This is a genomic window from Bradyrhizobium canariense (genome assembly GCF_018130465.1).
In the GTDB taxonomy this organism is placed as follows: Bacteria; Pseudomonadota; Alphaproteobacteria; order Rhizobiales; family Xanthobacteraceae; genus Bradyrhizobium; species Bradyrhizobium canariense_C.
This window is the reverse complement of record NZ_JAFCKJ010000003.1, coordinates 1-19,641: the sequence shown is the minus strand read 5'-3', so window position 1 is coordinate 19,641 and position 19,641 is coordinate 1. Positions and strand designations below refer to the sequence as shown.

The 19,641-nt window shown below is 64.7% G+C and carries 16 protein-coding genes; 3 read left to right on the top strand and 13 right to left on the bottom strand.

Annotated elements, in window-relative coordinates:
- Positions 1-5 precede the first annotated feature (5 nt).
- The 3 genes from JQ591_RS08875 to JQ591_RS08865 all read right to left on the bottom strand — a co-directional run bounded on the left by JQ591_RS08875 (position 6) and on the right by JQ591_RS08865 (position 4,693).
- A complete protein-coding gene (locus tag JQ591_RS08875) occupies positions 6-1,544 on the bottom strand; it encodes an SPOR domain-containing protein (RefSeq protein WP_211395644.1) in 1,539 nt (512 codons plus the stop codon).
- A 140-nt stretch (positions 1,545-1,684) separates the two neighbouring features.
- Positions 1,685-3,475, bottom strand: a complete 1,791-nt coding sequence (gene argS / locus JQ591_RS08870; protein ID WP_211395643.1) for an arginine--tRNA ligase — start codon at positions 3,473-3,475, stop codon at positions 1,685-1,687.
- Positions 3,476-3,484: 9 nt separating this feature from the next.
- A complete protein-coding gene (locus JQ591_RS08865) occupies positions 3,485-4,693 on the bottom strand; it encodes a deoxyguanosinetriphosphate triphosphohydrolase (protein ID WP_211395642.1) in 1,209 nt (402 codons plus the stop codon).
- Positions 4,694-4,827: 134 nt separating this feature from the next.
- Here JQ591_RS08865 and erpA point away from each other — a divergent pair, with 134 nt between their 5' ends.
- A complete protein-coding gene (erpA, locus tag JQ591_RS08860; RefSeq protein WP_007610737.1) occupies positions 4,828-5,157 on the top strand; it encodes an iron-sulfur cluster insertion protein ErpA in 330 nt (109 codons plus the stop codon).
- 9 nt (positions 5,158-5,166) lie between these two features.
- On the opposite strand, the gene JQ591_RS08855 is transcribed toward erpA, so the two are convergent.
- Together JQ591_RS08855 and JQ591_RS08850 are read right to left on the bottom strand one after the other, a co-directional pair.
- Positions 5,167-7,497, bottom strand: coding sequence for a hybrid sensor histidine kinase/response regulator (locus JQ591_RS08855; RefSeq protein WP_211395641.1), 2,331 nt, complete (start codon positions 7,495-7,497; stop codon positions 5,167-5,169).
- A gap of 449 nt (positions 7,498-7,946) precedes the next feature.
- Entirely contained in the window at positions 7,947-8,213 is a 267-nt protein-coding gene (locus tag JQ591_RS08850; RefSeq protein WP_211395640.1) for a hypothetical protein, read from the bottom strand.
- Positions 8,214-8,509: 296 nt separating this feature from the next.
- Between JQ591_RS08850 and xth the strand changes: the two genes are divergently transcribed.
- The gene (xth, locus tag JQ591_RS08845; protein ID WP_211395639.1) at positions 8,510-9,307 is read left to right on the top strand and encodes an exodeoxyribonuclease III; all 798 of its coding nucleotides are present in this window, start codon (positions 8,510-8,512) and stop codon (positions 9,305-9,307) included.
- Positions 9,308-9,322: 15 nt separating this feature from the next.
- Here the strand turns inward: xth and JQ591_RS08840 are convergent, their stop codons facing one another.
- From JQ591_RS08840 to JQ591_RS08805, 8 genes are all read right to left on the bottom strand, one after another.
- Positions 9,323-10,147, bottom strand: a complete 825-nt coding sequence (locus JQ591_RS08840) for a tetratricopeptide repeat protein (protein WP_211395638.1) — start codon at positions 10,145-10,147, stop codon at positions 9,323-9,325.
- Positions 10,134-11,858, bottom strand: coding sequence for a dihydroxy-acid dehydratase (ilvD, locus tag JQ591_RS08835; protein WP_211395637.1), 1,725 nt, complete (start codon positions 11,856-11,858; stop codon positions 10,134-10,136). Before ilvD ends, JQ591_RS08840 begins: the two co-directional genes overlap by 14 nt.
- 1,369 nt (positions 11,859-13,227) lie before the next feature.
- Entirely contained in the window at positions 13,228-13,827 is a 600-nt protein-coding gene (locus JQ591_RS08830; protein WP_211395636.1) for a hypothetical protein, read from the bottom strand.
- 68 nt (positions 13,828-13,895) lie between these two features.
- Positions 13,896-14,117 carry a hypothetical protein gene (locus JQ591_RS08825; protein WP_211395635.1) on the bottom strand — a complete coding sequence of 74 codons (222 nt, stop codon included), beginning with the start codon at positions 14,115-14,117 and terminating at the stop codon, positions 13,896-13,898.
- Positions 14,118-14,248: 131 nt separating this feature from the next.
- A complete protein-coding gene (locus JQ591_RS08820; RefSeq protein ID WP_211395634.1) occupies positions 14,249-14,506 on the bottom strand; it encodes a hypothetical protein in 258 nt (85 codons plus the stop codon).
- Between the two features lie 120 nt (positions 14,507-14,626).
- On the bottom strand, positions 14,627-14,839 hold the full coding sequence (locus JQ591_RS08815) for a hypothetical protein (protein ID WP_211395633.1): 213 nt from the start codon (positions 14,837-14,839) through the stop codon (positions 14,627-14,629).
- A gap of 153 nt (positions 14,840-14,992) precedes the next feature.
- Positions 14,993-15,169, bottom strand: a complete 177-nt coding sequence (locus JQ591_RS08810) for a hypothetical protein (RefSeq protein ID WP_211395632.1) — start codon at positions 15,167-15,169, stop codon at positions 14,993-14,995.
- 105 nt (positions 15,170-15,274) lie between these two features.
- A complete protein-coding gene (locus tag JQ591_RS08805; RefSeq protein ID WP_211395631.1) occupies positions 15,275-17,011 on the bottom strand; it encodes an adenylate/guanylate cyclase domain-containing protein in 1,737 nt (578 codons plus the stop codon).
- A 329-nt stretch (positions 17,012-17,340) separates the two neighbouring features.
- Between JQ591_RS08805 and JQ591_RS08800 the strand changes: the two genes are divergently transcribed.
- Positions 17,341-19,530, top strand: coding sequence for a lytic transglycosylase domain-containing protein (locus JQ591_RS08800; RefSeq protein ID WP_211395630.1), 2,190 nt, complete (start codon positions 17,341-17,343; stop codon positions 19,528-19,530).
- Positions 19,531-19,641: the final 111 nt, after the last annotated feature.

Below are 19,641 nucleotides of genomic sequence, written 5' to 3'. Positions count from 1 at the left end.
GGCCGTTAATTCCTCTGGACGAAGCAGGCAGACAGGCCAGCGGATTTCAAACTGTTGCAGGCCTGGTTCGCCTCTTCGAGCGAACCGTACGGCCCCGCGAAGGCGCGGTAGACGATTCCCTTGCCCTTGTCGGTCAGATCGACCCGCTTGACCACGGGTGCGCGGGAGCCAAGCACGCTGCCGTACTTGCTCTGAAGCACCCGGTAGGAGGCGTGGGCGCTATCCTCCGTCTGCTGCGAAGAGACCTGCACGACGTAGCCACCGCCACCGCTGCTTCCGGGCGCAATTTGCGTCGGATTGGTCGCAGCCATCCGCTGCGGCGGCTCCGCAGCAGGCGCCGATTGCGGCGACAGCGACAGCGGCTGATTTGCACTGGCATTGGCCGAGGTCGGCGGCGTGCGTGGCGCAGCCGGTGCCGCCAATGGCTTCGGCGCAGCTGCCGGCTTGGCCACAGCGGATTGCGGCGCCGTGCTATCGGTCTGATCGCCTTTCACGGCCACGGTCCTGATCGGGCGCGGCGAATTGTTCGGCAGCGTACCGTTGCTTGGATTCGGCCCCGCACTCGACGGCGGAATGTTGGACGGCGACACGCTCGCGACCGGCGGCGGGTTCGCGTTCTGGTTCAGTGGCGGGAACACCACGCGGGGGCCTCCCGCCTTGGCGTTGACGTCGACAGGCGCTTCCTCGCGCGGCACGATCTTCTCGGAGCCATCGCCGATGACCATGCGGTCGGGCACCTTGGCCGAGGAGTCCGACGGCGCCGGCACGACCTTGGTCGGCGTGTTGTCGGCCTTGATGATCGGCGGCTCGCCGCTGCGGGGCGAGCCCACATAGGTCTTGTAGGCGAAGGCCGCGCCGGTCCCGACCACGGCAAGCGCCAGGATCGCCGCGACCGTCATCATGCCGCCGCGCTGCTTCTTCGGCTCGTCGAGATCGGCCTCGGGATAGTCGCTCTGGAACGCGTAAGGATCGTCGGGATAGGCCGGGTCGCGCTGATAGTCCTGCTCGCCCGCCTCCAGCCGTCCGTAGAGCGCATCGTCGTAGCGCGCCGGATCGGGCTGCTGATACGGCTCCTGATAGGCTTGCTCCTGGTAAGCCTGGTCGGGCTGCGGATAGGCCTGATCCTGATAGGCCTGAGGCTGATGAAAATCAGGTTCGGGCTCGGGCGCAGTCGGCTGGGCTGAATAACGATGCAACGGATGAACCGGGTTTACGGAAGCGGGATAGGCAGGCTCAGCTGGCGCCGTCTGCGGCTGCACATTGGCGCGCCGCATCCATGAGGGCGGCCCGGGCGGCGCTGGGGCCTGCTCGGCATAGTCCTGCTGGTAATCGTCCTGCCGATAGTCGTCGTCCTGATAGCTCTGGGCAGGCGCAGGCGCCGCCGGGTGCGCGCCCGGCCGCCCTTGCGCTGCGAACGGATCGGTCTGCCCGATCAGGCGGGCGAGTTCGGCCAAGGGATCGCCGCTCTCTGTCCTCCCATGCTGATCGCCACCGCGACCATAGTCATCGGAAGGAAACGGTCTGTCCTGATATCGTTCGGCCATCGTGATGATGCGTCCCTTCGGGAAAGCCGCGCGCCCCTCGACCAAGGCACGGCTTTCGACCCACAAGGCTTTCAACCAAGTCTAAGCGATCCGGCTTCTGCCGGTTACCCCCGAAATCCCCTTAAGTAGTTCGCCCCAAACTACCGCATCTCGTCCGGAGCATGGACGCCGAGGATGGCGAGGCCCGATGCCAGGACAGAGACGACGCCCTGGACCATGGCCAGCCGCGCCTTCGTTAGATCTGCATCATTATTGATAATGAAGCGTAAATAGGGCAAATCGCGCCCCTTCGTCCAAAGTGCGTGAAATTCGCTCGCTAAGTCATAGAGATAGAAGGCAATTCGGTGCGGCTCGTGGGCGCTTGCAGCCGCTTCCAGCATGCGCGGAAAAATTGCGAGCCGCTTGAGAAGGTCGAGCTCAGCCGGGTCCGACAGCCGTTCTACGGCCGACTCACCGAGCCAGGCGATGCGCTTTTCCGTATCGTCCGGGAGTTCCGGGAACACCTCGGTGCGCGCGTTGCGGAAGATCGAGTGGCCGCGGGCGTGGCCGTACTGGACGTAGAACACCGGGTTGTCGCGCGACTGTTCCATGACCTTGGCGAGGTCGAAGTCGAGCACGGCGTCGTTCTTGCGGTAGAGCATCATGAAGCGGACGGCGTCCTGGCCGACTTCATCCACCACCTCGCGCAGGGTGACGAAGTCCCCGCTCCGCTTGGACATTTTCACCGGTTCGCCGTTGCGCAGCAACTTCACGAGCTGGACGATCTTGACGTCGAGGGCCCCCTTGCCGGAGGTCGTCGCCTTCACCGCCGCCTGCATGCGCTTGATGTAGCCGCCATGGTCGGCGCCCCAGACGTCGATCATCTCGGCAAAGCCGCGGTCGAACTTGTTCTTGTGGTAGGCGATGTCGGCGGCGAAGTAGGTGTAGGAATTGTCCGACTTGATCAGCGGGCGATCGACGTCGTCGCCATAGGCGGTCGCCTTGAACAGCAACTGCTCGCGATCTTCCCAATCCTCGGCCGGGGCCCCCTTTGGCGGCGGCAGACGGCCCTGGTAGATGTCGCCCTTGGCGCGCAGGAAATCGATGGTCTCGGCGACCTTGTTGTTGCCGGCGTCCAGCAGCGAGCGCTCCGAGAAGAACACGTCGTGGCGGATGTTGAGCGCGGCGAGATCGTCCTTGATCTCGTCCATCATCATCGCGATCGCCTTGGCGCGCACCGTCGGCAGCCACGCGCCCTCGCTCATGGCGAGGAGCTTGTCGCCATGCTCCTTCACCAGCGCCTGCCCGACCGGCTTCAGATAGTCGCCGGGATAAAGGCCTTCCGGGATCGCGCCGATGTCCTCGCCGAGCGCCTCGCGATACCTGAGGAACGCGGAGCGTGCGAGCACGTCGACCTGGGCGCCGGCGTCGTTGATATAATATTCGCGGGTGACGTCACGGCCTGCGAACTCAAGCAGGCTCGCCAGCGCGTCGCCGAACACGGCGCCACGGCAATGGCCGACATGCATCGGTCCGGTCGGATTGGCCGAGACGTATTCGACGTTGACCTTGGAGCCGCCGCGGGCGCGGCCGTAATCTGCGCCCTCGCGCAGCACGGTCCGCAGCGCCTCGGCCCATGCCGTCGGCTGCAGCGTCAGGTTGATGAAGCCTGGGCCGGCGACGTCCACCTTGGCGATCAGCGCGTCCGCGCGCAGCCGCTCGGCGATCTGCTCGGCGAGATCGCGCGGCTTTGCCTTTGCCTCTTTCGCAAGCACCATGGCCGCGTTGGTCGCCATGTCGCCATGGGAGGCATCGCGCGGCGGCTCGACCACCACGCGCGAGAAATCGATGCCCTCGGGCCAGTTGGCTTCCGCCGCGAGCGCGCGGCAGACGGCGTGCACGCGTGCGAGCACGTCGGCGAACAGGTGCAGTGCTGATGATGTGTCGGGCATGGCCGCCGCCTAACGCAAATCCGGGGTCGAGTCAAAGAGCCGCTGGTGCTCGGTCAGGGCGAAGCGGTCGGTCATTCCGGCAATGAAATTGCCGATCCGGCGAGCCCGGTCGCCCTCATCATCCGCCTCCGCCCCGACCAGCCATTCCGGCGGCAGCTCGGCCGGCGATTTGAGGTATTTTGCGAACAGGTCGAACAGGATCTGTTCCGCCTCCCCCATCACCCGCATCACCCGCTTGTGGCGGTACATGTGCTGATAGAGAAAGCGCTTGATGGCGGCCTCCTCCTCGGCGACCTCGGCGGGGAACGCGATCAGTGCACGGCTCTGCTGGCGCACGTCCTGAGCGGATTGCGGTTTCACGGCGGCAAGGCTCTTCTGCGCCTCGGCGAACACCGCGCCGATCAGGTGTGAGATCAGTTCGCGCACCAGCTCGGCGCCGCGCCTGACGTCTTCGAGATCGGGATAGTGCGCCGAGGTCTCGGCGATGATCTCCGCGGTCAGCGGCATGACCTTGAGGTCGTCGAGGTGAAACAGGCCGGCGCGCAGGCCGTCGTCGATGTCGTGGGCATCATAGGCGATGTCGTCGGCGATCGCGGCGACCTGTGCCTCCAGCGCGGCGAAACTCCACAATTCGAGATCGTAGGTCTTGATGTAGTCGGCGATGCCGACGGGAATGCCGTGCTCGCGATAACGCCCGACCGGCGCACCGCTGCGATCGGTCAGCGGGCCGTTGTGCTTGACGATGCCCTCCAGCGATTCCCAGGTCAGGTTGAGCCCGTCGAATTCGGGATAGCGGTGTTCCAGCGCCGCAACGACGCGGAGCGTCTGGGCGTTGTGGTCGAAGCCGCCAAAATCCTTCAGGCAGGCGTCCAGCGCCCGCTCGCCGGCGTGCCCGAACGGCGGATGGCCGAGATCGTGGGCGAGCGCGAGGGTTTCCGTGAGGTCCTCGTCCAGCCCAAGTTGCCGGGCCAGCGCGCGGGCGATCTGCGCCACCTCCAGCGAATGGGTCAGCCGGGTGCGGTAGTGGTCGCCCTCATGGAACACGAACACCTGGGTCTTGTACTTCAGCCGGCGGAACGCGGTGGAATGGATCACCCGGTCGCAATCCCGCCGGAACGGGCTGCGGGTCCGGCTCGGCGGCTCCGCGACCAGCCGGCCGCGGCTGCGCTCGGGATCGCAGGCATAGGGCGCGCGGGGGGCTGCCATTCCGACGGACACGGCGAATTTAGTCCCTATCCATTTGATTCTGCGTATGGTGGTACTTAACTATGCCGGATCCGGGATACCAAATGAATTGGGCAAGTGACCTTCAAGTGACCTCGGTGTGACCGCGGGACTATCGGAGACGAACGATGACGACTGACGTGACCATCAGTGACAAGGCCGCACGCCGGATTGGGGAGATCCTCAAGGGTGAAGGGTCTGGCGCGATGCTGCGGATCTCGGTCGAGGGCGGCGGCTGCTCCGGCTTCCAGTACAAATTCGACATTGACCGTGCCCGCACCGACGACGATCTCGTGATCGAGCAGGACAATGCGGTCGTGCTGGTCGATTCCGCCTCGCAGCCGTTCCTGGCGGGGTCGCAGGTCGATTTCGTCGACGACCTGATCGGCGCCTCGTTCCGCGTCAACAATCCGAACGCCACCGCGTCCTGCGGCTGCGGGACCAGCTTCTCGATCTGACGTCGCCGGCTAAGCGCCGGTGATCTGCCTTTCCTCGTCCGTCCAGTCCGCCTCGACCGGCATCTGCTCGGGCTGAAGCGGTGCGTACTCCGACACCACCTGGCCGTCCAGCGCGCGCAGCAATGCCGCGACCAGCGCCGGCTTGCGCAGCGGTTTGGCCAAGAAGTCGGACATGCCCGCCTCGCGGCAGATCTTGACGTCCTCGGGGAAGGCGTTGGCGGTTAGCGCGATGATCGGCAAGCCCGCGAAGCGTCCGCCCTCGGCGCGGATAGCGCGGGTCGCGGCAAGGCCGTCCATCTCGGGCATGCGCACGTCCATCAGCACGACATCGTAGTTGCTCTCGGCAACCGCCTCGACGGCCTCGACGCCGTCGGTCACGACGCGCAGCTCGACGTCGAAGGCGCCGAGCATCTTGCTGACGACCATGCGGTTGACTGCATCGTCCTCGGCAACCAGCACCTTCAGCGGTCGATCGAGATTTGCGATGCGGGCCTTGAGGTCGTCGGCTTCGTCGCGGTCTGCATTGTGGTCGGATGCCTGCGCCTGGCTCCAGGGCAGCACCAGCGTGAAGCGGAAAGTCGAGCCTTCGCCCGGCGTCGAGGTGACACCGATGGTGCCGCCCATCTGCTCGATGATGCGCCGGGAGATCGCAAGCCCAAGCCCGGTGCCGCCGAAGCGGCGGCTGATCGAGGCGTCGGCCTGGGCGAAGTCAGAGAAGAGCTGGCCGAGCTTATCGGGGGCGATGCCGATACCGCTGTCGGTCACGCTCCATTCGACGGTGGCGAGCAGATCGCGGCGGGCCTGACAGATAGCTGCGATCGTGACTTCGCCTTCGTCGGTGAACTTCACCGCGTTGGAGGCGAGATTGAGCAGCACCTGGCGGATACGCGCGACGTCGCCGCGCAGCGTCGGCGGCAGGTTGGGATCGAGCTCGACCTTGACCGCAAGCCCCTTGCTCTTGGTGCTCGCGCGCACGACGGTCGCCACTGCTTCGACCAGCGCCTGCGGCGCGAAGTCGATCACCTCGAACGCAAAGCGTCCGGCCTCGAGCTTGGAGAGGTCCAGGATGTCGTTGAGGATACGCTGGAGATTGTCGCCGGACTCGCGGATCGTGGTGACGGCCTCGTGCTGCTCCGGATCGAGTTTTGTCTCCAGCAGCATGCTGGCAAGCCCGAGCACGCCGTTCATCGGCGTGCGGATCTCGTGGCTCATCACCGCGAGGAAATCCGATTTGGCACGGCTCTCGGCCTCGGCCTTTTCCGCGCGCCAGCGCTCGGTGACGTCGCGGCCGAAGCCGCGATAGCCGAGGAATTGACCGTCGCGGTCGTAGGCCGGCTTCGCAGTGAGCGACCACAGCCGCGCCTCGCCGCCGGCGACCACCTTGAGGTTCATCTCGTGCAGCGGTTCGGCATGCTCCATCAGGCCGACGACGTTGTAGGCAGCGCTCTTGTCTTCGGGGCACAGCATGTCGAGCACGTCGGCGAAATGCGAGCCCTTCAGCAGCGGCAGTGGCAGCTGTGCGACGGCGGCGAAGCGCTCCGGCACGTCGACCAGATGCCCTTCGGCGTCGGTCTGCCACAGCCAGTCGCTGGCGTTCTCCTGAAAATCCTTCAGCAGCAGCGAAATGATCTCGGTCTGGCGCTCGAGCTCGAGCTGGGCCTTGAGATTGCCGAGGAACAGATTGCCTTGCGAGACGATGTTGCGCGCCATGAAGAACGCGAACAGCAGCAGGAACACCGCGGTCACGAGGTAAGGCCCGGTGCCGCACAACAGCAACGCTCCGGCGCAGGCGATCGTCGTCGTCGCGAGATAGACGAGGCCCGCGCGCGGGAAGGTCGAGAGCGTGAAGGCACCGCCGGACATCATGCCGACCATCAGGCAGGCCAGAATGAGCTGGCTGGTCGGCTCGATGCGGCTGAACAGCGCGAGCGGCAGCGTGCCCCAGATCGCGGCGAGGAAAAACGCCTGCCGCAACATCTCCCGCGCGGCCCGGGGCGAGGCTTCCTGCGGCGGGCTCTGGCGGGAGCGCCGCCACGCGCGCACCGCGAGCGAGGCGGCGGTCGCGAGGGTCATGCCCCAGATCGCGAGAAAGTCGTTCCAGCCCCTGCCCCAAAACAAGATCAGCACAACGGCGACGTTGAGCATGGTGACGGCCATCGTCACGGGAATCAGCTGTATCACCGCGTCGATCTGCTTGGCACGGATGCGGCTCAGCTCGCGCTCGCTGAGACCGGCGGTCAGGCCGTCCTCGATCTCGTAGCCGCCGAGCCAGTACAGGAACGCGCCGATCAAGCCGTCGCGGGCCTCGGTTCGCTTCATGGATTTGTCCGGCCATCCCATTCGAAAAACCTTTTCACGATCAATGGCCCAGGCCCGACTTAAGCCGGGTTAATTTTGTGGGAGATTTCGCAGCGTCCTTGACGGGCGCGTTTGCATTTTGTTCTAACCATGGCCCCTGCCCGGAGCCGCCACGATGCCCATCAGAATAGCCACCTGAAATGTAGGGCAGCTTATCGCCAGATAACGAGACTTCACGACAGTTAGTCGCAAGCCATTGAAGATAAAGACGTTTTCTCCTCCGATTTAGCCAAGCTGCTGATTTTGCTGTGAGTTGCACCGAAGGGGATTGGGGGTATCGCTGGGGGTATTGAAGGTGCTTCGGAGCGTTGGAATCCGGCGTGCGCATCATGTTGGACAGCAACGTCCACGACCATCCCAACACAGGTCAGCTTAAGCGAAAATCTTCCACCTTCATCGACGACTTGTAACCCGAAGCGGACACGAGGCGCTTAGTTCTGTGCTCGAATTTCGTGACCAAACGTATCGACAAAGCGCTGGCGAATTTGCGCGAACCACCGCTTTTCATATTCTGCGACGAAGCCCTCGGCCGTCAGCACTGCGTGCGCAAATTGGTCGGCCGTAAGAGTCTTCGTTGATGCAATTCGTTGGGCGTCAGCTGGCGGAATGCAGAAGCCCCAATCAACGCAAAGTTCGGACAGCAGGTGGGACAGGCGGTCTTCCAACGACGAATCCTGCTTGAGCGGCCGAACACCCATGGTTTGTATCCTTCGCCTGACCGGTATGACGGATAGCACAAATAAGACGCCCCCTCAGCCGACCAGTTTGCGGCCAACTGGCTGTGATCGGTTTCGAAGGCTGACCGGACTCAGCCGGCGTCCGCGGGCTCAACAATAACCCACATCACGCGAGGTCATCGCCAAGAGCCGCCACAAGATGTTGCGTTCGCACAACGCTAGGCCTACCGGACGGAATGGGGGGTGTTTTTGGGGGTATCTTTTGAGCGCTGTGTGAGTCAAATCTGCGCATCCACGATGATTAGCGGTGATTTGGAATGACGATCCGTGTGGCCACCTGGAACGTGAACTCGGTCCGGCAGCGGATCGACCTCCTGCTGACCTGGCTGAAGGAGTGCCAGCCGGACATCGTCTGCCTCCAGGAGATCAAATGCGTCGACGAGGCCTTCCCGCGGCTGGAGATCGAGGCGCTCGGCTACAACGTGGTCACCCATGGGCAGAAGACGTTCAACGGTGTCGCCCTGCTCTCGAAGCTCCGGTTCGACGAGACCAAATCGGGGTTGGCCGGCGACGACGAGGACGCCCATGCCCGCTTCCTCGAAGGCGTGGTCACCCTGAAGCGCGGGGTGCTGCGCATCGCCTGCCTCTATCTGCCCAACGGCAATCCGGTCGGGACCGAGAAATATCCCTACAAGCTCAAATGGATGTCGCGGCTTCTTGAGTATTCGAAGGAGCGTCTCAAGACCGAGGAGCCGCTGATCCTCGCGGGCGACTTCAACGTCATCCCGCATGCCCGGGACGTCCATAATCCCGCCGCCTGGACCGAGGACGCCCTGTTCAAGGCCGAGACGCGGGAGAGTTTTCAGTCCCTGCTCGGCCTCGGCCTGACCGATGCGCTTCGGGCCGTCACCGACGAGCCCGGGCTCTACACCTTCTGGGACTACCAGGCCGGCGCCTGGCAGAAGAACCATGGCCTGCGGATCGACCATCTGCTGCTGTCGCCACAGGCCAGCGACCGGCTCGCCAATGTCGGTATCGACAGCTATGTGCGCAGCTGGGAGAAGCCGTCGGACCACGTGCCGGTGTGGGCGGATCTCGATCTCGAGGCGGCGTAAGGCCGCCTCAGCCAATCACTCCCGGCGGCCCTGCACCCACTGCTCCAGCATTTGCAGGCACATGGCGCGATCGTCGTCGGAGGCCTTTGCCAGGGCGCGGTTGTAGTTTTCCTTGATCCAGGTCTCGTCGCTACCTGCGCTGTCGCGCGCCAGCGTCAGCCACATCAGGCCGCGCGCGGCCTGCCGCGGCAGGCGGTCGCCGTTGAACAGCATCTGGCCGAGCAGCGCCTGGGCCTCGTGCTGACCCTTCTGCGCGGCGAGCCCAAGCCAGCGCGCGCCGTAGCGGAAATCCTCGCGCGAAGCGTCCGGCGTCTTCAGGTACAGGCGGGCGAGATCGTATTGCGCATCCGCATTGCCGAAATAGGACGCGGCATAGGAGAACATCTCCCGCGCCCGCTCCTGGTCCGCCTTGACCTTCGAATTCGGGATACCGCTCAGATAATAGCGGCCGAGCGCGACGAAGGCGTTGGCGACGATCTGCGCCTGCGGCGCCGACGGGCTGTCCTCGGCATGCGCGTTGGCGATGCGGCTGAAATACTCGAACGCACGCACATCGTCCTGGGCGACGCCGTCGCCATTGGCGTACATGCGGCCGAGCTTCCACTGCGCGATGGGGTGGCCGCCCTCCGCGGCATATTGCAGGGCGCTGAGCGAGGTTTCCTGGGTCACGACCGCCGGCGGCACATTGCGCACCTTGCCCGCCGCGCCCGGCAAGGTCGTGACCACCGGGATGGTCGCATCCTTCGGGCTGACGGGCGCGCCGTCGAAGGCGAGCGCCGGCGCGGCCAGCGCGGTAGCCCCCAACACAAACGCAACTATGGTACGCCTAGATATCCGCATAGCACTGTTTCTCGTGCGCGCCGCCCGGATGGGTCACTGCCCCACCGACCGCTGGTCCAACCTGCTGAGCATATTTCCAGAGCGCGCCCGTCGTGTGGTTAGTCGCGCGAGCGCTCCATTTGGTCTTGCGTTGGGCAAGCTCCTGGTCGCTCAATTTTACGTTAAGGGTCCCGGCGACCGCGTCGATCTCGATGATATCGCCGTCCTCGAGCAGCCCAATCGGGCCTCCGATGGCGGCTTCCGGCCCGACATGGCCGATGCAGAAGCCGCGGGTGGCGCCGGAGAAGCGGCCGTCGGTGATGAGCGCGATCTTGCCGCCCATGCCCTGGCCGGTGAGCGCCGCGGTGGTCTGGAGCATTTCCCGCATGCCGGGACCGCCCTTCGGCCCCTCGTAGCGGATCACGATGACTTCGCCCTCGCGGTAGGTCCGCTTCTGGACGGCCTCGAATGCATCCTCCTCACGGTCGAAGCACCTGGCCGGACCGGTAAACCTGAGGTTGGACATTCCCGCGACTTTCACGATCGCACCTTCTGGCGCCAGATTGCCCTTCAGACCGACCACACCGCCGGTGACGGTGATGGGCTTGTCTGCCGGGTGCACCACGTCCTGGTGCGGATTCCATTTCACGCTCTTGAGGTTTTCGGCGATGGTTCGACCGGTGACCGTAATGCAGTCGCCGTGGAGAAATCCGTTGTCGAGCAGCGTCTTCATCAGAAGCGGTATGCCACCTACTTCAAACATGTCTTTGGCGACATAACGGCCGCCCGGCTTCAAATCCGCGACGTATGGTGTCTTTTTGAAGATTTCGGCGACGTCGAACAGGTCGAACTTGATGCCAGCCTCGTGCGCGATCGCCGGTAGGTGCAATGCAGCATTTGTCGAGCCGCCGGACGCGGCAACCACCGCGGCGGCATTCTCCAGCGCCTTGCGGGTGACGATGTCGCGTGGCCGGATGTTTTGGGCGATCAGCTCCATGACCTGCTCGCCCGCGGTCATGCAGAAGGCGTCACGAATTTCATAGGGTGCCGGAGCACCGGCCGAGTACGGCAGCGCCAGCCCGATCGCCTCGGAGACGGTCGCCATCGTGTTGGCGGTGAACTGCGCGCCGCAGGCACCCGCCGAGGGGCACGCCACGCGCTCGATCTCGTCGAGGTCCTCGTCCGACATCGCGCCAACCGAGTGCTTGCCGACGGCTTCGAACATGTCCTGCACGGTGACCTGCTGGCCCCGGAAATTGCCGGGCAGGATCGAGCCGCCATAGATGAAGATCGAGGGCACGTTGAGGCGGACCATCGCCATCATCATGCCCGGCAGCGACTTGTCGCAGCCGGCCAGGCCGACGAGGGCGTCGTAGGCGTGACCGCGGATGGTCAATTCGACGGAATCGGCGATGCATTCGCGTGACGGCAGCGAGGAGCGCATGCCGTCATGACCCATGGCGATGCCGTCGGTCACGGTGATGGTGCAGAACTCGCGCGGCGTACCGCCGGCGGATGCGACGCCCTTCTTCACCGCCTGCGCCTGGCGCATCAGGGAGATGTTGCATGGCGCGGCCTCGTTCCAGCACGAGGCGACGCCGACGAAGGGCTGGTGGATCTGCTGGGTGGTCAGACCCATGGCGTAGAGGTAGGAGCGATGGGGCGCGCGCGCAGGTCCTTCCGTCACGTGACGGCTCGGCAGCCTCTGCTTGATGTCGGTCTTTGCGTCCATCGCAAACCAGTTTCCCCGGCCAACCCTTTCAGACCCGAAAAATCAGAGCCAAGATTTGAATCGACCTTTCGAATCGACCTTGGGATTTCCCGTCGCCTTCCAGGACCACCGCTGCCGCTAAAACATTAGAGTGATTTTATTCATGTTCGGGTGTGGCCAAAAAGCGGCGTTGATGCGAACGGACGGAGATGAGGGTTAAATCCGCGATGAGTGTTGCATGGACGGCACAATCGTGGCCCGAAGGACACGGGTGAGCTTACTGTGATACCCTCGATGGGAGGACAATCCACAACTCCAGATTTGCCAGTACACGCCCTGCGCCTAGCTTCGGCGCGATGACGAGACGCAGCCGGGGGGTGAGTCGGCGCTTTCATCATCACCCACCGCGTATCCCGGACGCGCTGCAGAGCCTCGGCTCTGCAGCGTGCCGCAAGGGCGCTGTGCTACGTCCGGGGCACGAGAGCGGAGTGTGGCGTACACTCTCTCAAATCGTCATTATCCAACGGGCATCTCACGTGCACTCGTAGGATGGGTAGAGCGAAGCGAAACCCATCAGGTCTCATCCACGCGGAAGCATGATGGGTTTCGCAAGTGCTCTACCCATCCTACGCTTCCAGACACAGCTTCTCATTCTCGCGGCGCGTTTCGCCCGAGCTTTGCTCGTCGCTCCACCCTCTTGAGCCAAGAGGGCGCAGGGAAGGCCGGGTGCCGGCTGGCACCCGCGGTCCGCTGCGCAAAAGCACACGCAGAAAAACCGCACAGCAGCATACAGGTGTAGCCAAATCACTCGGCCTTCCCTGCGCAGTGGGTTTACGGCTTATGCCGTGCTCTCCCGGGAGCCGAGTTCGTTCTGGCCTCCCTCGCCCTCGCGAAAGTCGCGGACATCGCGCCGGTTGACGCGAATGCCGCCTCCGCAAAGGCTTGACCGTAGCAACGACGGCCAGGACCACACGGTTTTGCCGTACGCACGGTCCGCCATTTCGCCGCAGTTTTTCCAGCCCTGTCGACGGAGCCGGAAACTTACAGACGAGACAAACCTGACAACGTCGCTCGTCGGCACGAAGTTTTGGGCTCACGGAGAGCAATCCGCCCTGCCCGCACCTCTCGCGCCCGAACGCTGCCGCGTCCACCGCAAGCCCGGCTCGCGAACATGACGACCACAAGATCGCCCCTCAAGGATGAGCCGGGATGGGCGACACATACGCCAATTCCGAATTTCGGTAAAGCGGAATATTTTTGCGTGAGCGGATTGACACGGACATGTCGAGAAATGGTCGGGTGTTTTGCCCGACGGGTAACCGCGACGGCATTGTAAGAGTCACATCAAGCCGCTATCCGGGATCACGCGGCCCGCATCCCGGCTGCAGGATCACGCGATCCGGCGCGGCGCTGCCGCAGCACGTCGTCTCATCACGAACGGATCGACCAGACGAACGATCTCACAGGCGGCAACGAGGCCGGCGAGCCAGACGGCGCTGGTCAGCCCGATGCGCGCAACGATAGCGGCGGTGAACGCACCCTCGCCGCCCAGGACTGGCGTCGCGGCAAGCAGCGCGAACTCACAGACCGCGTATGCGGCAACCAACGTGACAGCCAGCATCAGCGGCGTGCGGCCTTGCGGCAGCATGCGGAGGACCGTCGATGCTGCTGCGGTCGACAGAAGCGCAGCCGCGCCGATGACAAAGCCCCAGGCGATGGTGCTGGCGTCAACCGGATAGTGCAGCACGCCGAAGCCGATGGTCTGGTTGACCAGCCAGGCGCCGGTGACGACGAGCAGCGCCGGACGCAGCGGCAGCATCGCGGCGGCGACAACCGCAAAAGCCGCGAACGGCGTGGCGCAGGCGAATGCAAAGCTTGCCAGTGCGCATGACACCGTCAGCAGCGCGAAGCCGAACATCGGCGCGAGGCGCGGCGCGACCGGGTGAAGGCGGAAACGGTCGCCGTGAGACGGGGAGATTTCGGAAGCCATGGGTGATCTCTAGGGCAATCTCTTGGCTGCCATCCTACCACATATGGAGGTGGATTCCTCCAACGGCGTCAGGCCGGCTCGCCCTCGAAGTGCGTCCGCACTACCGCCCGCTCGCCCGCATCGACGAGCTGGCCGAGGCCCGTACGGCCCGTCAGCGCGCAGCGGACGATCTTTTCGGCGACCGACCTACGGAAGCCATGGTCCTCGCCACCGGGCCGATTGCGGCAGATCCGGTCCAGCGCCAGCTTCATGTTGATCCGTGTGCGGGTGTCGAAATGCTCGCTGATCATTCGCGCGGCCTCGATGCCTTGATGTCGGGGATGTCGGAGCGAAAACGCGCGACGGTCGGCCGGGTTCCAAAACGGGATCGCGCACCATGCCTGCGGGCTACGCCCGCCCTCTTGTTCTTAAAACGGGCGGGCTACGCCCGCCCTCTTGGACGCTGGGCCTGAGCCCAGGCCGCAGTGACGTCGCGCGGCGTGACATCGACGCGCCGGATCGGCGTCAGCTCGCCGGAGGCGGAGACGATCGCAGTCTCCTCGCGGCGGCAGCGCGGACACACGAAGCGGACCTCGTTCGGGGAAGCCGACCAGCTCGAACGTTTCACATTGGCCGCCATCGGCCAGGCCGCGCAATGCGAGCATGACACCAGGAACCGACCGGGATCGAGCATACCCATTCCAAAGGACTCCGCGTCCTGCCATCCCTTCAATGATTAATCCATGTGAATCGTTCCGGTGCCAAGACACCGTCGAGACCGTCGAGACACCGTCGGCCCCCAACCGGGAGGCGGAACGGATCAGTGGGCGCCCTTGAGGGTGCAGGACGTGGTGCAGGTGACGGTGTTGCCGTGGTCGCAGGCCTTGCAGGCGGCAACGCACTGGTTCATGTCGCGGGGATTGAAGGAGGTGTAGTTCCGCATCGCGCAGACCGGGGTCGAGCCGGTGATGTCCTGCTCCTGGTTGCAGGCTGCCGTCATGAGTCCAAACATGATGACTGCAAGGAGGCGCATGGGATCGCCCTGTGAGGCACGACAAAACAACGATCACAAGGCGCGCTGCACTGCAACGTGCCTCGGCATTCCCGCAGCGGAGAAGCACAGCAAGCGTCCCCGCATCCGCATATAGGATGCGCGCCAAGTGTTAAGAACGGATTGCAGCCGGCGTCAGGCCGCAGCCTTGCTCGCGATCGCCTGCCGCATATCCACCGCCAACTGGCGGTACTGCTCCGAAAGCTTCAGATAAAACTCGCGCTTGGTGCTGTCGGTGGCGAGCTTGGCGATCAGCTCGCATTCGGCGGTGAGCGTCTCGAAGCGCTCGAGCCTGTTCTCAAGTTCTGTCATCGGCGTGTCCCCGTCAAACGCCTCAAGGACACCAAACCTAAGCCCGGGAAATAGGTCACGGCGAACATCGTTATCGAGTAGAAACAATTTTTCCCGCGCGGCCGGCTATTTCTGCTCCAACCGCCAGGCGCCGTCCCACCCCTCGTCCGGCGGACTGGCCTCGAACCGCGTGATGCGGGCGAGCAGTGTGCGCGAGGGTCCGTCGCCGGGGACGGCCTCGAGCGCCGCGTTGAAGGCGGCACGGGCCTCGTCGAAGCGGCGGGCGCGATAGGCGCCGAGGCCTTCGGCGTAGTGCGACCGCAGGCTCTCATGCGCGGCAGTGAGCGCGCCTGCCCGGCCCATCACCTCGAAGATCGTTTGCGGCGCGCTCTGGCCGGCCACCGCAAGACGATCGACCTCGCGCAATTCGAGGTGCGGGCCGATCGCGTCCGCCGTCGCCTGTGAGATCAGGATACGGGTGCCATAGGTCTTGTTGACGGCCTCCAGGCGCGAGGCGAGGTTCACGGCATCGCCCATCACGGTGAAGCTCATCATCAGCTCGGAGCCGATGCTGCCGGTCAGGACCTCGCCGGTCGCGATGCCGATCCGCAAATCGCACAGTGCCGGCATGGCGCGGATGCCCAGCAGATCCGGCAACTGCTTCTGCAGCGCGGGCACCTGGTCGGCCATGTCGATCGCGGCAAGGCCTGCGAGCAGTGCCGGCTCGTCCTCCTCGATGAAGGGGGGGCCCCAATAGGCCATGATGGCGTCGCCGATATATTTGTCGATGACGCCGCGGTTGCTCCTGATCGGGCCGGACATCACCGTGAAATAGTGGTTCATCACCTTGACGAGGCCGCGCGGGGTCATGCCCTCGCTCATCGAAGTGAAGCCGCTCATGTCGCAGAACATGATGGTCATCACCCGGCGCTGGCCGTCGATGGCGACTTCCGGCCGGTCGATCAGGCCCTGCACCACCTTGGGATCGATGTAGCGGCCAAAGGTCTCGCGGATGCGCTCGTTGTGCCGCAACTGCTCGATCATGCGGTTGAAGGCCGCTGCGAGCTCACCGATCTCGTCCTGGGTCGAGACAGTGATGGTCTTGTCGAACCGGCCCGCCTCGACCTCGCGGGTGCCGGCCAGCAACAGCCGCACCGGCCGCGTGATGCCGCCACTGACCAGGAGCGCAAAGGCGAATCCGACGATCGCCGCGAGCAGGGTCACGATGCCCGAAATGATCATCGCCTGGCGCTGATGGCCGACCACCTGCGATGTGCTGGCAAATACCTGCTTCAGCATGTCGGCGCGGACCGCATCGATCTTCTGATTGAACTGGTCGCGCAGCAGATCGAGATGCTCCAGGGTGCCGCGCGCTTCCGTCATCTGTTTGCCATCGACCTGCTTGAGGAGTTTGGCGTGGTCCTCGTCCAGGTCACGGCGCAGCTCGGCGACGGCGGTCTCGATGCGGATATCGATCCGCGCCAGCGCGGCATTGTCGGAAACCGTTCTGGTATCGTCGATGATCGCGTTGATGAGCTTGCGCGCGCTCTCGGCCTCCTCCTCGATCCTGCGGTCGCTTTCCGCGAACTCGCGAAGGCGCGCCGCATAGGCCTCTTCGTCCGACGGCGACTGCATCTTGGTCATGACCATGCGCCGCAATGCCAGCGCCCGCTCCAGCGAGCGGATATTGGCCCGCGCCAGATGGCCATAGGCCGGGATGTAGCGGTTGGTCAGTTCGTCAAGGAGGACGCCGACCTGGCTCGACATCACCATCGACAGGATCGAGGTGACGAGCATCAGGACGATCAATCCGAGGGCGATGCCGACGATTTTGCGCCGGATCGACTGGTTGAAAAGCGGCATGGGTGTGAGGCAAAGGCTGAAAGAATGGCTTGAGGGAACTCAATACACCGGATTTGACCGAGGGAACACGCGCAATCTGGCCCTTCGAGGCGCCCTAAACCGTGCGCAACCGTCGCGCGAGCCCAATTCGTTAATCAAAGGTAAAGAGCCAGCCCTTTTCTCCTTTGCGAAAGTTCCAGTGTTCCCCATCCGTATTTTGCCGCATTGTTGAACCAGCGTGACGAATGCGAAACGATGTCGTGGCATCGTTTTGGTGTCGTCGTTGATTCTCGAGCCGCATGTCGCCGCGGACCTTGGTTTGTAGTGGTTTCGCAGGGGGGGACCATCGAATGAACCAGTGCCTACGCTCGCTCGCGTGTGTCGTTGCCATGGCCGCTTTGGCCTTCATCCCTACCGAGCTGGCAGCGAAGAGCGGTCACAAATCGTCCGCGCCGAAGAAGGCGCATGAGGCGAAAGCCGGCAAGCAGCGCCATGCCTCTGCGGGCAAGGCGCGGCACGGCAAGCATGCCGAGGCCAAGCGCAAGTCGAAGCAGCAGGACGACGCGCCTTCGGACAAGCCGGCAGCCCCGCCGCTGACCGGCGATCTCGCCGCGCTGAAGGACGCCATCGATCTCGCGCGGAAGGGCAAGACCGAGGATGCGAGCGCGGCGCGCGACCGCATTGCTGACCCTGCCGGGCAGAAACTCGCCGACTGGTTCATGCTGCGCCATTCCGAAAGCACGGCGAATTTCAAGCGCTACGCCGCCTTCCTCGCCGCCAATCCGGAATGGCCGAGCAGCGCCCTGCTCCGCCGCCGCGCCGAGGCGCGGCTGTGGCAGGAGAAGGCCGACGCAGCGACCGTACACAAATTCACGATGGACCGGCCGACCAGCGCCAAGGGCAAGTTCGCGCTCGCCCGCGTGCTGCTGACTGAGGGCGACAGCGACAGGGCCGCCCGTCTGGTGCGCGAGGCCTGGCGCACGGACGAATTGTCCGAGCGCAGCGAGGAAGATTCCGACGAAGCGTTCCGCGATCTTCTGACCGCGGACGATCATCGCGCCCGCATGGACAAGCGCCTCGGCGCCAAGGACTATGCGGGGGCGCGGCGCGCAGCCAAGCGGCTCGGTGAGGATGCGCTCGCGATCGTCAAGGCCTGCGCCGCCGTCACCGGCAAGGCCAGCAAGGCCAAGGACTATCTCGAGGACGTCTCAGCCGAGGCGCGCCGCGACCTCGGCTATGTGCTGTGCCGCGCGCAATGGCATCTCCAGAATGACCGCATCGACGACGCGGCCGAGGTGATCCTGGCCGCCGCGCCCGATACGATGGCGGCGCAAGACACCGACGCCTGGTGGCGCGAGCGCCGCCTTCTCGCGCGAAAGCTGCTCGACCAGGGCAAGTTCAAAACGGCTTACGACGTGGTGCGCTCGGCGGCCGTGCCCGCGATGGAGGTCTATCGCGTCGACCATCACTTCATGTGCGGCTGGATCGCGCTGCGCTATCTCGACGATCCCAAGGCGGCGATGACGCACTTCGCCGCGATCGACGAAGGCTCGGCCAATCCGATCGCGCTGTCGCGCGCGCATTACTGGCGCGGCCGCGCGGCCGAGGCGATGAACGCAACGGCCGATGCGCGCCTGAGCTACCAGGCGGCGGCGCGCTATCCGACCGCCTATTACGGCCAGCTCGCCCGCGCCAGGCTCGGCCTCGACCGCATCGAGCTGCGCGCGCCCTCGCCCGTGCTGGCCGCGGCCGACACGCCGCCCGCGGACGAGCGCGTGCGCGCCGCCGACATGCTCTACGGCGTCAGTGAGCGCGACATGGTGTTCTACTACGCCGAGGATTTCGCCAAGGAGAGTACCGACGTCGCGGCGCTCGAGGCGCTCGGCGAGCTCGCGGGCCGGCGCAACGATGCGCGCGTGATGCTGGAGGTCGGCAAGTCGGCGCTGGCGCGCGGGCTCGCGCTCGATCACTACGCCTTCCCGACCATCGGCATTCCCGAGCACAAGCAGGTCGCGCCCGCGATCGAGCCCAGCGTGATCTATTCGGTGGCGCGCACCGAAAGCTCGTTCGACCAGCGCGACAGATCGGCCGCCAATGCAGTCGGGCTGATGCAGGTGACGCCGGAAGCGGGCCGCGACACCGCCAAGCGCTTCGGCCTGACCTATGACTGGGACAAGATGGTCTCCGATCCCGTCTACAACACGCAGATGGGCGCGGCCGAGCTCAGCGCCCTTCTGTCGGAATATCGCGGCAACCAGATCATGACCTTCGCCGGCTACAATGCCGGCCGTGGCCGCGTGCGCGAATGGGTGCAGGCGCGCGGCGATCCCCGCGACCCCAAGGTCGATCCGGTCGACTGGGTCGAGCGCATCCCGCTGTCGGAGACGCGCAACTACGTCCAGCGCGTGATCGAGAACGTGCTGGTCTACCGCGCCCGGTTCGAGGGCAGCGGCATGATCGCCGGCAAGAGCGATCAGCGCGTGGTGACGAAGGACGCGGCGGCTGTGGCGACACCGGTAGGCTTTACGGGAACGGAGTAGAATACGTCTGCATCCACTCTATCCCCTCATCCTGAGAGCCTGACCGAAAAAAGGTGAGCGGCATTGGCGGGCCTGTGATTCCTTCGGATTTGCAAAGATTCGAGGGAGGAC